Below are 14,087 nucleotides of genomic sequence, written 5' to 3' on the forward strand. Positions count from 1 at the left end.
TCCGGCCCGGGCGGTCGTACAGTAGGGCGCATGACGCGCATCCTCGCGATTGCCAACCAGAAGGGTGGGGTCGCCAAGACCACCACGGTGGAGTCCCTCGGGGCCGCCCTCGCCGACCTCGACGTCTCGGTGCTCGTCGTCGACCTCGACCCCCAGGGCTGTCTCACCTTTTCGCTCGGGCACGATCCCGACCAGCTCAGCTCCTCGGTCCACGACGTGCTGCTCGGTGACGAGGAGATCGCCGACGTCCTGCTCGACACCGAGGACAAGGTCACGCTGTTGCCGGCAACCATCGATCTCGCCGGCGCCGAGGCATTGTTGCTGATGCGGCCGGGTCGGGAGTACGCGCTCAAGCGGGCGCTCGCAGAGGTGGCCGAGGACTTCGACGTCGTCATCGTCGACTGCCCGCCGTCGCTCGGCGTGCTCACCCTGAACGGTCTGACCGCGGCCGACGAGGTCATCGTGCCGCTGCAGTGCGAGACGCTCGCCCATCGTGGCGTCGGGCAGCTGTTGCGCACCGTGCGGGAGGTCCAGCAGATCACCAACCCGAATCTGACGATGTTGGGCGCGGTGGCCACTCTCTTCGATGCCCGCACCACGCACAGCCGCGACGTGCTCGCCGACGTCTCCGATCGTTACGATCTGCCCGTGCTCGACCCGCCGATCCCGCGCACCGTGCGTTTCGCGGAGGCCTCGGCATCCGGAACCTCGGTGATGCGGGGTCGAAAGAACAAGGGCGCCACGGCATATCGCGTTCTGGCCGAGAATCTGTGGAAGCACTGGGAGGCCGGCGAGAAGGTCGGCACCTTCCAGGTCTGAGGCCCGGCGTCGGCGGTCTGCGGGTGCCGGTCAGCCCGGACCGAAGGCCTCGACGCGCGGTCCGTGCTGCTCGACCACGACGTCGCCCAGTACCCGCAGACTCACGACCGGCGCGGCCGGTGCGCTCCGTGCCAACGGGATCGACCGGATCTCACGGCCGGTCGCCACGTCGCGGACGCTGATCCCGGTCGCGCTCGGCAACAGGAGCTGTCCCGCCATCACCTGGCCGGGTCCGAGAGTGCCCGGAACCTGATAGATCGGGTTGAGCGTCTGCGCGTTCAGGACGACCGTCGCCTTGCCGGTCCAGTAGGTGACCACCCCGTCGGAGGAGATCGGGACACTTCCCGCCGGGGGTGTGGCGTCACCGGCGACGGTGTTGGTCCCGGCCGCGATGCCGTCGGTGTCGAAGCGCCGGATCGCCGGGCCGCTCTCCGCGCCGATCGTCGGGGGCTCGGCCGGTGCCGCCCCGCCGTCGTAGACGGCGATCCCCGAGGACGACATCGCGATCAGTGTCGGTGGCGGGCCGCTCACGTCGCCGGTGATGAGTGACGACCCGTACTGTTCGACGTTCTCGTCGTTCCCCAGCACCGCGCCGAGGACGGTGAGCCGATACCCGGGATCGTCGGCGCAGCGTTCGACGACGGCGACGCGATCACCGGACACCGCCGACGAGAACAACTCGCAGTCGGCACGGTCGGGCGCGTCCTCCGGGCGAACAGGTGCCTCGACCCGTCCGTACTCGATGCCGCGGACGAGGTTGGACCCCCACGTCTCCATCCGCCGGGAGCCTTGCGCGACGGCATATCCCGAGTCGGTCACGAGCCGGATCTGTGGGTCGGCGTCGCTGGTACGGGCACCCGCACGCCCCCCGGTGCCCGCGTCAAGTGCGGTCACCTCCGAGCATCCGCGGCTGTTGCGGTACACCGCCAGCGCCAGGTCCGAGCTCGCGGTCCAGGCGGTGCCGACGGTGCACAGATCGAGATCGCGACTGTACGACCAGAGTTCGCGTCCGGTCGACGGGTCGTGTCCGACCACCCGGCCACCGTTGCCGGTGACGACGACCGAGGTACCGACGGCCGGGACGGTGGTGGCGTCGGAGTCGGCCTGCCAGCGGGCGACGAAGCGCTCCGGCACGGACTTCGCCGGTTCGATCGCGGCGGGCTCGGCCTGGGCCTGCACGCTGGTCGTGTGACGGACCGGGCTCAGCGCCCAGGCGGTGACGCAGAGGGCTGCGACGACGACCAGGATGGCCGCGGTGACCGCGAGGTCGATCGGGCGGCGCCGTTCGGGCCGGACTCGTGCCACGTGGGTCAGGTCAGTCGGCGACGGCCGCTGACGACTCGGCGCTCGCCTCGCTGCCGGACGACGCGGTCTGGTCGCCGGCGGGCGTGCGGTTGGCGCCCCCGCGGCGACGACGGCGGCGACGCGGCTTCGAGGTGCCGTCACCGGCCGGGGTGCCGGCGTCGGCGGGCGCCGCGTCGGCCGAGCCGGCGGACTCGGTCGAGGCGGACTCTGTACCGGATGCCACCGATGCCGTGTCGCCGTCCGTCTGCCCACCTCGGGTGCGCCGGCGGGTGCGGGTCGAGCGCTTGCGGGGCTCGCGGTCCGCGCGCGTCTCCCTGGTCTCGTCGGGATCAGGCGGCGGCTTGGGCGCGGCGACACGACCGGTCTTCGACTCGGGGATCGACAGATCCGAGCGGAGGTGCTCCGACGTCGAGTAGGTCTCCGGCGGGTCGGGGATGCCGAGGTTCAGCGCTTTGTCGATGAGTTCCCAACGGTGCAGCTCGTCCCAGTCGACGAGGGTCACCGCGATACCCGTTCGGCCCGCGCGACCGGTACGACCGATGCGGTGCACGTAGGTCTTGTCGTCCTCGGGGCACTGGTAGTTGATGACGTGCGTGACGTCGTCGATGTCGATGCCGCGGGCGGCCACGTCGGTCGCGACCAGCACGTCGATGGTGCCGTCGCGGAACCGCTTGAGTGCCTTCTCGCGGGCGACCTGGCCGAGGTCGCCGTGGACGGCGCCGACCTTGAAGCCGCGCTCGGCGAGGTCGTCGGCGACCTTCTGCGCGGTGCGCTTGGTGCGGGTGAAGATCATCGTCGCGCCGCGGCCGTCGGCCTGGAGGATGCGGGCGACGAGTTCGGCCTTGTCCAGCGCGTGTGCGCGGTAGGCGTACTGCTTGGTGCGATCGTGGACTGCTGAATCGTTGGCGTTCTCGGCCCGGATGTGGGTCGGCCGGTTCAGGAAGGTGCGGGCCAGGGTGACGATGGGGCCGGGCATGGTCGCCGAGAACAGCATCGTCTGACGAGGCGTCGGCAGCGCGGACATGATGCGTTCGATGTCGGGCAGGAAGCCGAGATCGAGCATCTCGTCGGCCTCGTCGAGGACCAGTATCGACACCTTGCCGAGGACGAGATGGCCCTGCTGGGCGAGGTCGAGGAGACGACCCGGGGTGCCGACCACGACGTCGACGCCGGACTGCAGCTCGGCGATCTGGGACTCGTAGGGGCGGCCACCATAGATCGAGGTGACCTTCAACGGGCGCTTGCGCCCGTCGGCCAAGGTCACCTCGAGCGACGGCGCCGCCACCTGGAGGTCGCCGGTCACCTGCACGCACAGCTCACGCGTGGGCACGATGACCAGCGCGCGGGGGGTGTTGTCCAGCGGACGGACCCCGGTCTCCTCGGCGTGTGCGAGGCGATGCAGCAGCGGGATGCCGAAGCCGAAGGTCTTGCCCATGCCGGTGCGGGCCTGACCGATGAGATCGTGGCCTTCGAGCGCGAGCGGCAGGGTCAGTTCCTGGATCGCGAAGGTGTGGGTCTTGCCGTCTGCGGCGAGGGCCGAGACGATACGCTCGTCGACGCCGAGTTCGGCGAAGGTGGGCGCGGTGTGGGTGTCGTCGACGATGGTCGTCTGCACGGCGGAATCGCTCATGTGCGGTTGTATGCCTTTCTGGGCCGGTCTGCGCGCGATGTGTTTCGGTGCGCGCACGAGGAAGGCTCGAAAGTGCACGCGCATATGTCGTAGTGGCACCGGGGATGTGACCGGGTATCGCGAAGAACTCGCAGGTCCCGCGAGATCACTCGCGAGCACCGCCGTCGTCACATCCACACGCTCGCGCCGGCGAGCACGCGCGGCCGCGCAGCTCAGCGGGCAAGCGACGGGGGGTCCCGTCGGAGTGCACCGCCGTCGAGTGTACTTGGTGCCCGGCGGCGGCCCGCTACCATCACCTCATGGCGCCTGCACCCGACCCGTCCGAGTCGATCCCGTCAGCTGCGACGTCCACCACGGTGGTGTCGGCCGAGATGCAGGATTCGGCCATCGGGAAGCTGTTCGCCGTGCTGCTTGCCGGCGAGTTCGCCGCCTTCCACCGGCTCATCGAGGAGTCGGCCATGGCGCCGGACGTGCCCAGTCGGATCGCGATCGCCCGCATGGCCGCCTCGGAGGTCGGCCACTTCGACCGCCTCGCCGAGCGCGTGGAGGCGATGACCGGCCTCGGGGCGGCAGAGGCCGTCGAGCGCTACCGTTCGGTGTTCGACCAGTACCACCGCGCGACCACGCCGAAGACCTGGTACGAAGCGCTCGTCAAGGCGTACGTCGGCGACGGACTGGCGGCCGACTTCTACGCGGAACTCTCCGACATGCTGCCCCCGGACTCGCAAGCGGTGATGGCCGAGGTGATGTCGGAAACCGCCAACTCGGAGTTCGCCCGGGACCAGGTACGGGCTGCGGTCGAGGCAGATCCGTCCATCAAGTCGGCACTCGTGCTGTGGGGCCGCCGGCTGCTCGGCGAGGCCATCACACATGCACAGTGGGTCCTCGCCGCCGAGGAAGAGGTCACCGATCTGCTCTTCGCCGGCGCGAGTTCGCTCACCGGTGTCGCGGGATTCTTCGACGTCGTCGCCGGCAAACACGCCGATCGGATGGCCGACCTCGGACTCGCTTGAGTCGCACCTGACCTCCGCGATTGCCGCCGGCGCGTTTCGCTCTCAGCGGAGTGCCTGTCCCGCCGTGCAGCTGCTGCACTAGCCTTGTGCGGCAAGCGTTGTTAGACACCGAGGAGGGCGGCACATGGCCGTGGAAGTGAAGATCGGCATCACCGACAGCCCGCGGGAGCTGACCATCGCGTCGACCCTGACCAGCGACAAGGCCTTCGCCGAGGTCGAGGCGGCATTGGGTGGAAAGCAGCAACTGCTGTCCCTCGTGGACGACAAGGGCGCGCGCTACCTCATCCCCGTCACCAAGATCGCCTATGTCGAGGTGGGGGCATCGGAGAACCGGCGCGTCGGGTTCGGTTCCTGACGAGACACCCGAGCGCGTAGATCGACGAGAAGGGGCCTGTACGCCGATGGCGTACAGGCCCCTTCTCATGTGCTCGAGTGGATTCAGGCAGTGCCGGTCACACTCGGCCCGCGCGCTTGGCTCCCGGCGCCGGTCAGATTCGGCCCGCTCGCTTGGCTCCCGGCGCCGGTCACACCCTCGGACTCGGCGCCCGCAGGCTGCGCCTCGGCCGCAGCCGTCTGACGCGGGAAGTGGGACAACCCGCCCCACAGCAGCGCGACCGTGGTGTCGACGGCGGTCTGCTTGTCGACGGGCCGCTTGGCCTCGAGCCAGTAGCGCGCGTTGACCTGACTGGCGCCGACGAGTCCCGACGCCAGCATGCGTGAGCGATAGGGATCGAGACCGGAGTCGTGCATGACCAGTCCGTAGACCGCGTCGACACACGCCTCGGTGGCACCCTCCACCCGCCGGATGACCGCGGGGTCGGAGGCGTCGGAGGAGAAGATCAACCGGTAACCCGAGTTGTCCTGGTCGATGAAGTCGAAGAACGCCTGGACCGCTGCGCGCACGCGCCGGCGGTTGTCCGTCGTCGTCCGCAGAGCGGTGTTGACGTCGCTGACCAGCTTCTCGGCGTGCGAATCGACGACCGCGATGTACAGGTCGAGTTTGGATGGGAAGTGTTGATACAGAACGGGTTTGCTCACGCCCGCGTGCACTGCGATCTCATCCATGCCGGCGGCGTGGTAGCCGCGTTCGACGAAGATCTCACTGGCCGCGTCGAGCAACTGCATACGTCGTGCGCTGCGCGGCAGGCGGGTGCTGCGTCCAGGCACGGCGGATGCATTGGTTGCGGTCGACATGCCCAAGAGAGTACTCGGGGGAGCTTCCTGCGCAGTATCGGTGGTCTGCTGTGAGAAAGTTGACCGGTGAGCCGCACTGAGGACGGTGGCCCCGAGCCCGAACGCGGCCGGGTGCGTGCCAAGGACGTCGGCCCGAGATCGTCGGGACGCCCCAGACCGGACCAGCCGCTTCGAGCGCGCTGGGATCCGACCGACGACAGCGGACGTCCCCGCGTCGACCGCGATGCACAGCCGGAATACAAGAAGCAGTCCGCTCTCGGGCGGTTCGTCTCGACCTACGGCTGGCGCGCGTACGCCATCCCGGTGCTCTCGATCCTGACGATCGCGCTCATCGTCGTCACCGTCCGGGACGGCCGCACCGATGCGCTCGAACCGGCTGCTGCCGCCAGCCCCGACTCCGCGGCGCGCAACACCGACATCAGCAAGGAGACCCGCCCGATCGGAGCGCCGACCGGCGACATCCAGGCGGCCGCGCTGCCGGCCGGCACGCTGCCGCAGGGTGGCCCGTTCACCGAGCGGGCCCGCAAGACCTTCCGGGTGCTGCGCGGTGGCGGTCCGCCCGTCGGTACCGGCGGTCAGGTCTACACCTACACGGTCGAGGTCGAGAACGGTCTCGACCCGCAGGACTACGGCGGTGACCCGACCTTCGCGAAGATGGTCGACACCACGCTGGCCAACCCGCGCAGCTGGATCGGCGACGGACGGGTGTCCTTCCGCAGGGTCGACCGTGGCGAGCCCGACCTGCGCATCACCCTCACCTCCACCGGCACCACCCGTGAGCTCTGCGGCTACCAGATCCGGCTGGAGACGTCGTGCTACTACCCGCCGCAGGCCCGGGTCACGCTCAACGAGGCGCGCTGGGTGCGCGGGGCCCTGTCGTATCAGGGCGACGACGTCGCCTACCGGCAGTACCTCATCAATCACGAGGTCGGGCACGGCATCGGCTATGAATCCCACGAGGCGTGCCGCGAGGACGGCGCGCTCGCGCCGATCATGATGCAGCAGTCCTTCGGCGTCGCGAACGCCGAGATCATGGCCCTCGACCCGCAGATGAAGGCCAACCGCACCTTCGTGTGCCGGCCCAACCCGTGGCCGTTCCCCACCCGCTGAGGGAATGCGGCCGCGAGCTCTGCCGTTGTGTCAGGAGTCCGTAGTCAGCCTGAACAATGGAGGCGTTCGTGTCGTCGCAAGGGTCGCCCACTGGGTCGCTGCCGCCGCTGGTGGAACCGGCCGCGGAACTGAGCAACGAAGAGGTGGCCCGCTACAGCCGTCACCTGATCATCCCCGACGTGGGCATGGACGGTCAGAAGCGTCTGAAGAACGCCAAGGTGTTGGTGATCGGCGCCGGCGGACTGGGCTCGCCGACACTGCTGTATCTCGCCGCGGCCGGGGTCGGCACGATCGGCATCGTCGAGTTCGACATCGTCGACGAATCGAACCTGCAGCGCCAGGTCATCCACGGCCAGTCCGACATCGGGCGGCCCAAGGCCGAGAGCGCGCGGGACTCCATCCTGGAGATCAATCCGTTCGTCACCGTCAACCTGCATGACCAGCGGCTCGAGCCCGAGGGTGCGATCGAACTGTTCTCGCAGTACGACCTCATCCTCGACGGCACCGACAACTTCGCGACCCGGTACCTGGTGAACGACGCCGCGGTCCTCGCGCACAAGCCCTACGTGTGGGGGTCGATCTACCGATTCGAGGGTCAGGCGTCGGTCTTCTGGGAGGACGCTCCCGACGGTCGCGGGCTCAACTACCGCGACCTCTACCCGCAGGCGCCGCCGCCCGGCATGGTGCCGTCGTGCGCCGAGGGCGGCGTCCTCGGCATCCTGTGCGCCTCGATCGGCTCGATCATGGGCACCGAGGCGATCAAGCTGATCTGCGGGATCGGCGAACCCCTCCTCGGCCGTCTCATGGTGTACGACGCGCTGGACATGACCTACCGGACCATCAAGATCCGCAAGGACCCGGAAGGCGAACGCATCGCCGGCCTCATCGACTACGACGACTTCTGCGGCGTCGTCTCCTCCGAGGCGTCCGATGCCGCAGCGGGGTCGACGCTGACCGCCGTCGAACTCAAGTCGAAGATCGACGCCGGGGAGAAGCTGGCGATCATCGACGTCCGGGAGCCCGTCGAATGGGACATCGTCCGCATCGACGGCGCCACACTCGTGCCCAAGGGCGACATCCTCTCCGGTGAGGGGCTCGCGCAGGTACCCCACGACCGCCCCACGGTCCTGTACTGCAAGACCGGTATCCGTTCCGCGGAGGCACTGGCCGCGCTCAAGCGAGCCGGTTTCGCCGACGCGACACACCTGCAGGGCGGCGTGACCGCATGGGCCAACCAGGTCGACAAGACGCTTCCGGTCTACTGATCCCGTCCGTCGATCCGGCTGTCTGCGCGTGATGGCTGCCGCGTGCCTTCCGTGACCGGGCATCCGCGCTCGGTAATCTGGCCAACGTGAACACCGTCGAGCCGCCCGAACATGTGTTGAACACGTTCGGGCTCACCGCCCACCCGCCCATCGCGATGGGGGAATCGTGGGTCGGCGGGTGGCGTGTCGGCGAAGTCGTGCTGTCCCTGGTTCCCGACCACGCGCGTGCGGCGTGGTCGGCGTCGGTGCGGGAGTCCCTGTTCGTCGAGGGCATGCGCATCGCGCGTCCCTTCCGCGCCACCGACGGGCGGTACGTGGTGTCCGGGTGGCGGGCGGACACCTACATCGCGGGGACCCCCGAACCCAGGCACGACGAGGTCGTGCTGGTCGCCGACCGCCTGCACGAGGCGACCGCCTCGCTCGAACGGCCCCGGTTCCTGCTCCAGCCGCCGGCCCCGCCGCACACCGATGTCGATGTCTTCACCGCCGCCGACCGCGCCGCGTGGGAAGAGGTTCCGTTGCGATCGGCCCGTGCCGCGGGGATGGCCGAACCGACCGCGCCGGACGGCGTGCAGAGCGTCGACATGCTGAAAACCCTTGCGAAGCTTCGCAAACCGGTGGATCTGCCGTCTCAGGTCGTGCACGGTGACCTCTTCGGCACGGTTCTGTTCGCGGGGGCCGCGGCCCCCGGCATCACCGACATCGTCCCGTATTGGCGGCCCGCGCCGTGGGCTGCGGCGGTCGCGGTGGTCGACGCCCTCGCCTGGGGCGGTGCCGACACCGAGCTCATCCAGCGCTGGTCCGATCAGCCCGAGTGGCCGCAGATGATGCTGCGGGCGACGATGTTCCGGCTGGCCGTCCACGCCCTGCACCCGCGGTCGACCTCGGGCGCACTGCCCGGGTTGCAGCGAGTCGTCGAACATGTACGTTTGCTCGTATAACCGCAGCTCACAGCCCTGATCGAGAGCTGACAGGGTTCTCACACCGTCGTTGTGACGGAGTGAGGACAACGTGACCATGCGGTCACCTCGCGGAAAATCCGCGCAACACACCCCCTCCACACTTGGTCTCGAGTCGCACGACATCGGTGTCGGCGTCTTCCACGACAGCCACCACTGCACGTCCGGCCCCGTGCACGGCAGTGACACCACGTAGACCAGCAACCATCGGAGGCGGAGCCTTGGCATTCGCAGACCTCACAGCCAACCTGAAACGCGACCACACCATCACCGACTGGGATCCCGAGGATCGGGTCGCCTGGGACAACGGCAACGCCGCGATCGCCAAACGCAATCTGATCTGGTCGGTGATCTGCGAGCACGTCGGCTTCTCGATCTGGTCGCTCTTCTCGGTGATGGCCCTGTTCATGGGCCCCGAGTACGGCATCAGCATGGACCAGACGTTCGTCATCGCCGCCACCGCGACCCTGGTCGGTTCCTGCCTGCGGATCCCCTACACCCAGGCCACCGCCCGGTTCGGCGGGCGCAACTGGGCGATCTTCTCCGCCGTCGTGCTGCTCATCCCCACCGGGCTGACGATGATGCTGATGATGAACCCGGGCGAGTTCGGGTTCGGCTGGTTTCTCGCCGTCGCGGCCATCACCGGTTTCGGTGGCGGCAACTTCGCGTCGTCGATGACCAACATCAACGCCTTCTACCCGCAGCGGCTCAAGGGTTGGGCCCTGGGCCTCAATGCGGGCGGCGGCAACATCGGCGTGCCGGTCGTCCAGGTCATCGGTCTGCTGGTCATCTGGCTCTTCGCCGACCAGCCGGAGATCGTGTGCGCCATCTACCTCGTCGCCCTGGCTGTCGCCGGCATCGGTGCCGCCATCTACATGGACAACCTGGACCACCAGACGGCCAGCGGTCGGGCGATGATCGACTGCCTCAAGTACCGCGACACGTGGCTCATCTGCCTGCTCTACATCGGCACGTTCGGTTCCTTCATCGGCTTCGGGTTCGCCTTCGGCCAGGTCCTCAACATCAGTTTCACCGAGGCCGGAGTGGCGAAGCCGGCGCTGGCGGCAGCGCAGATCGTGTGGATCGGCCCGCTGCTGGGGTCGGTCATCCGCCCCTACGGCGGGAAGCTGGCCGATCGCGTGGGTGGTGGCAAGGTGACGCTGTACACCTTCATCGCGATGGTCTTCTCCGCGGCGATCCTCGTCGTCGCCGGCACGATCGCCGACAACAACGGCAAGACGATCACCGGCGCCACGTTGACGGCCTTCATCATCGGCTTCATCCTGCTGTTCCTGCTGTCGGGCCTGGCCAACGGGTCGGTCTACAAGATCATCCCGACCATCTGGGAGCACAAGGCGCGGACGCAGAGTGGACTGAACTCACTCGGCAAGACGAAGTGGTCGCGGAGCATGTCCGGCGCTCTCATCGGGATCGCCGGTGCAGCAGGAGGTCTCGGCGGCGTGGGTATCAACCTGGTGCTGCGGGCCAGCTACCAGACCAACAAGTCGGCGACGATGGCCTTCTGGGTGTTCATGCTCTTCTACGTCCTGGCGGCGGTCGTGACCTGGTGGTTCTACGCCCGACGCCCGATCGTCCTCGCGGAGACCACCGATCTGTCGGTGGCCGGCACCCCGGAGGGTGGGGCTTCCACCGGCGACGAGGGCGCACCGACCGGTGTCGCGTCCGAGGGCACCGACAAGCAGGCAACCAACGAAGCGCTGGCCTGATCCGCACGGGTCCGGCGAGGCAAGGGAGTCAAAAGCAGTGAACAGCGAAACCGCAACGCGCACAACCAAGACAGTGGTGGTGGTGGGCCACGGCATGGTCGGTCACCGCTTCGTGCAGGCGCTCCGCGCGCGTGACGCGACCGACCGGTGGCGGATCGAGATCGTCAGCGAGGAGATCGACCCGGCGTACGACCGGGTGGGGTTGTCCTCGTATGTCGGTGCCTGGCTGAGGGATTCACTCGCACTCGAGGGCAACACGTACGCCGGCGACGACCACGTGGTGACGCATCTCGGGGAGACCGTCACCGGCATCGACCGCGAGGCGCGGCGGGTCGTCACCTCGGGCGGCCGGGAGATCGACTACGACGCCGTGGTTCTCGCGACCGGTTCCTACGCCTTCGTCCCGCCGGTTCCCGGGCACGACAACGACCGGTGCTTCGTCTACCGCACCCTCGACGACCTCGACGACATCCGGGCCGCGGCCGAGGCGGCCGGTCCCGGGGCGACCGGCGTCGTCGTCGGCGGTGGGCTGCTCGGGCTCGAGGCGGCCAACGCCCTCAAGCTCATGGGGATGACCCCGCACGTGGTGGAGTTCGCCCCGCGCCTGATGCCGATGCAGGTCGACGAGGGCGGTGGCGCGATCCTGAAGAACCTGGTGACCGATCTCGGACTCGAGGTCCACACCGGGGTCGGGACATCGGAGATCGCCGACGCCGAAGGCGGTGGCCTGCGGGTGACGCTGTCCGACGAATCCACGATCGACGCCTCGCTGGTCGTCTTCTCGGCGGGTGTCCGGCCGCGCGATCAGCTGGCGCGGGAATCGGGACTGGCGGTGGGTGAGCGGGGCGGCGTGCTCGTCGACACCGGTTGTGTCACCGATGACGAGAACATCTATGCCATCGGCGAGGTCGCGGCCGTGGAGGGCCGCTGCTACGGCCTCGTCGCCCCCGGGTACTCGACCGCCGAGGTGGTCGCCGACCGTCTGCTCGGCGGCACGTCGGAGTTCCCCGGTGCCGACCTGTCCACCAAGCTCAAGCTCCTCGGCGTCGATGTCGCCAGCTTCGGGGACGCATTCGGCGCCACCGCGAACGCGCTCGAGATCACCTATCACGACGCCGTCGCCGGCAGGTACGCCAAGATCGTCGTGAGCGACGACGCAAAGACGCTTCTCGGCGGCATCCTCGTCGGCGACGCATCGGCCTACGCCATGCTCAAGCCGATGGTCGGCCGAGAGATCCCGGGCGACCCGGCGGCGCTCATCGCACCCGAGGGCGGTGCGGCGGTCGGTATGGACGCACTGCCCGACGACGCGGAGATCTGCTCGTGCAACGGGGTTTCCAAGGGTTCGATCTGCTCGGCGATCGCCGACGGGGCGTGCGACATCGCCGCGGTCAAAGGCTGTACCTCGGCCGGCACCACGTGCGGCGGCTGCCTGCCCAGCATCAAGCAGCTGCTCGCCGCGTCGGGGGTCGAACTGAGCAAGTCGCTGTGCGATCATTTCGCCCAGTCGCGCGCCGAACTGTTCGAGATCGTCGCGGTCACGGGCATCCGGACGTTCTCCGAGCTCATCGAGCGATACGGCACCGGCCTGGGATGTGAGATCTGCAAGCCGACGGTCGCGTCGATCCTGGCGTCGACCTCCAGCGAGCACATCCTCGACGGCGAGCAGGCCGCGCTGCAGGACACCAACGACCACTTCTTGGCGAACATGCAGAAGAACGGGTCGTACTCGGTGGTGCCGCGGATGCCCGGCGGCGAGGTCACCCCCGAACAGCTGATCGTCATCGGCGAGATCGCCCGCGACTTCGGGCTGTACACCAAGGTCACCGGTGGCCAGCGCATCGACCTGTTCGGGGCGCGCGTCGACCAGCTGCCCGAGATCTGGCGGCGCCTCGTCGACGCCGGGATGGAATCGGGCCAGGCGTACGGCAAGAGTCTGCGGACGGTGAAGAGCTGCGTCGGTTCGACGTGGTGCCGGTACGGCGTGCAGGACTCGGTCGGCATGGCAGTGCTGCTGGAGAAGCGATATCGGGGTCTGCGCTCGCCTCACAAGATCAAGTTCGGGGTGTCGGGGTGTGCCCGTGAATGCGCCGAGGCCCGGGGCAAGGACGTCGGCGTGATCGCCACCGAGCACGGCTGGAACCTGTACGTGGGCGGCAACGGCGGCCAGAGCCCGAAGCACGCGGTCCTGCTCGCCAGCGGAGTGGATGACGAGACCCTCGTCGCCTACATTGATCGGTACCTCATGTTCTACATCCGAACCGCCGATCGACTGCAGCGCACAGCGCCGTGGCTGGAGTCGCTCGAAGGTGGCCTCGACCATCTGAAGGACGTCGTCTGCGAGGACAGCCTCGGCCTCGCCGCCGAACTCGAGGACGCGATGGCCCGCCACGTCGGCGGCTATCAGGACGAGTGGGCGGCGGTACTCGCCGACGAGGACAAGCTCAAGCGGTTCGTGTCGTTCGTGAACGCGCCGGATGTCGTCGACCCGACCATCCGGTTCGCCGACCACGAACGGAAGGCGCCGGTGTTGCTCGACATGCCGTCGGTCCGCCCGGGAGCAGACGTGTCGAGCCCGGGAGCGTCGAGCACCGCACCGGTGAGAGAAGGAGTGCCCACATGACCATCGCGCCAGGGGAGGCCGACACCATGTCCGCAGAGACCACACCCACCGGTACCGCCGTCGGGGTGCGCGAGGGGAGTTGGGTGCGCGCCTGTTCCATCGACGATCTGATCGTCGGACGGGGGGTCGCCGTGCTCGGTCCCGACGGCGTCCAGGCCGCCCTGTTCCGGCTGCCCGCGGCCGAGTCGGACCGCGAGGCGGCACCGGGCCGCTCCCGGCTGTACGCCATCGGCAACATCGATCCGTTCGGCCGTGCCGCGGTTCTGTCGCGGGGGCTCACCGGCGACCGCGGGGGAGAACCCACCGTCGCCTCGCCGCTGGGCAAGCAGGTCTTCGCGCTCCGGACCGGACTCTGCCTGGACGACGAGACGGTGTCGGTCCCGAGCTACGGAGTACGCGTGAGCAACCGCATCGTCGAGGTGTACTTCCCGGCGTGAACACC

The 14,087-nt window shown here is 68.7% G+C and carries 12 protein-coding genes; 9 read left to right on the forward strand and 3 right to left on the reverse strand.

Annotated elements, in window-relative coordinates; genetic code table 11:
• The first annotated feature begins 30 nt into the window (after nucleotides 1-30).
• Nucleotides 31-819 (forward strand): ParA family protein, encoded by a 789-nt coding sequence (locus AB4Z55_RS09835; RefSeq protein ID WP_248643212.1) that lies wholly within the window; start codon nucleotides 31-33, stop codon nucleotides 817-819.
• Nucleotides 820-849: 30 nt separating this feature from the next.
• On the opposite strand, the gene AB4Z55_RS09840 is transcribed toward AB4Z55_RS09835, so the two are convergent.
• Complete coding sequence (locus AB4Z55_RS09840) at nucleotides 850-2,124, reverse strand: hypothetical protein (protein ID WP_354562907.1); 1,275 nt, start codon at nucleotides 2,122-2,124, stop codon at nucleotides 850-852.
• 10 nt (nucleotides 2,125-2,134) lie between these two features.
• The gene (locus AB4Z55_RS09845; protein ID WP_369519634.1) at nucleotides 2,135-3,754 is read right to left on the reverse strand and encodes a DEAD/DEAH box helicase; all 1,620 of its coding nucleotides are present in this window, start codon (nucleotides 3,752-3,754) and stop codon (nucleotides 2,135-2,137) included.
• A 299-nt stretch (nucleotides 3,755-4,053) separates the two neighbouring features.
• On the opposite strand from AB4Z55_RS09845, the gene AB4Z55_RS09850 reads away from it, so the two are divergent.
• Nucleotides 4,054-4,767, forward strand: a complete 714-nt coding sequence (locus AB4Z55_RS09850) for a ferritin-like fold-containing protein (RefSeq protein WP_064570864.1) — start codon at nucleotides 4,054-4,056, stop codon at nucleotides 4,765-4,767.
• A gap of 124 nt (nucleotides 4,768-4,891) precedes the next feature.
• Nucleotides 4,892-5,122 carry a DUF3107 domain-containing protein gene (locus tag AB4Z55_RS09855; protein ID WP_004023442.1) on the forward strand — a complete coding sequence of 77 codons (231 nt, stop codon included), beginning with the start codon at nucleotides 4,892-4,894 and terminating at the stop codon, nucleotides 5,120-5,122.
• 83 nt (nucleotides 5,123-5,205) lie between these two features.
• Here AB4Z55_RS09855 and AB4Z55_RS09860 read toward each other — a convergent pair whose 3' ends face one another.
• Nucleotides 5,206-5,961: a TetR/AcrR family transcriptional regulator gene (locus AB4Z55_RS09860; RefSeq protein ID WP_354562904.1), complete on the reverse strand. Its 756-nt coding sequence runs from the start codon at nucleotides 5,959-5,961 to the stop codon at nucleotides 5,206-5,208.
• A gap of 66 nt (nucleotides 5,962-6,027) precedes the next feature.
• On the opposite strand from AB4Z55_RS09860, the gene AB4Z55_RS09865 reads away from it, so the two are divergent.
• The 6 genes from AB4Z55_RS09865 (at nucleotide 6,028) to nirD (ending at nucleotide 14,082) form a co-directional block, all read left to right on the forward strand.
• Nucleotides 6,028-7,071 (forward strand): DUF3152 domain-containing protein, encoded by a 1,044-nt coding sequence (locus AB4Z55_RS09865; protein ID WP_064570863.1) that lies wholly within the window; start codon nucleotides 6,028-6,030, stop codon nucleotides 7,069-7,071.
• Between the two features lie 56 nt (nucleotides 7,072-7,127).
• Nucleotides 7,128-8,336: an adenylyltransferase/sulfurtransferase MoeZ gene (moeZ, locus tag AB4Z55_RS09870; RefSeq protein WP_004023439.1), complete on the forward strand. Its 1,209-nt coding sequence runs from the start codon at nucleotides 7,128-7,130 to the stop codon at nucleotides 8,334-8,336.
• An 86-nt stretch (nucleotides 8,337-8,422) separates the two neighbouring features.
• A complete protein-coding gene (locus AB4Z55_RS09875; protein WP_004023438.1) occupies nucleotides 8,423-9,277 on the forward strand; it encodes a TIGR02569 family protein in 855 nt (284 codons plus the stop codon).
• Nucleotides 9,278-9,516: 239 nt separating this feature from the next.
• Nucleotides 9,517-11,022, forward strand: coding sequence for a nitrate/nitrite transporter (locus AB4Z55_RS09880; protein WP_369519635.1), 1,506 nt, complete (start codon nucleotides 9,517-9,519; stop codon nucleotides 11,020-11,022).
• A gap of 37 nt (nucleotides 11,023-11,059) precedes the next feature.
• A complete protein-coding gene (gene nirB / locus AB4Z55_RS09885; protein ID WP_369519636.1) occupies nucleotides 11,060-13,645 on the forward strand; it encodes a nitrite reductase large subunit NirB in 2,586 nt (861 codons plus the stop codon).
• Nucleotides 13,646-13,671: 26 nt separating this feature from the next.
• A complete protein-coding gene (gene nirD / locus AB4Z55_RS09890; RefSeq protein ID WP_172622109.1) occupies nucleotides 13,672-14,082 on the forward strand; it encodes a nitrite reductase small subunit NirD in 411 nt (136 codons plus the stop codon).
• Nucleotides 14,083-14,087 lie beyond the last annotated feature (5 nt).

Origin of the sequence: Gordonia sp. ABKF26 (assembly GCF_041103195.1) — a bacterium.
Classification (GTDB): Bacteria; Actinomycetota; Actinomycetes; order Mycobacteriales; family Mycobacteriaceae; genus Gordonia; species Gordonia terrae.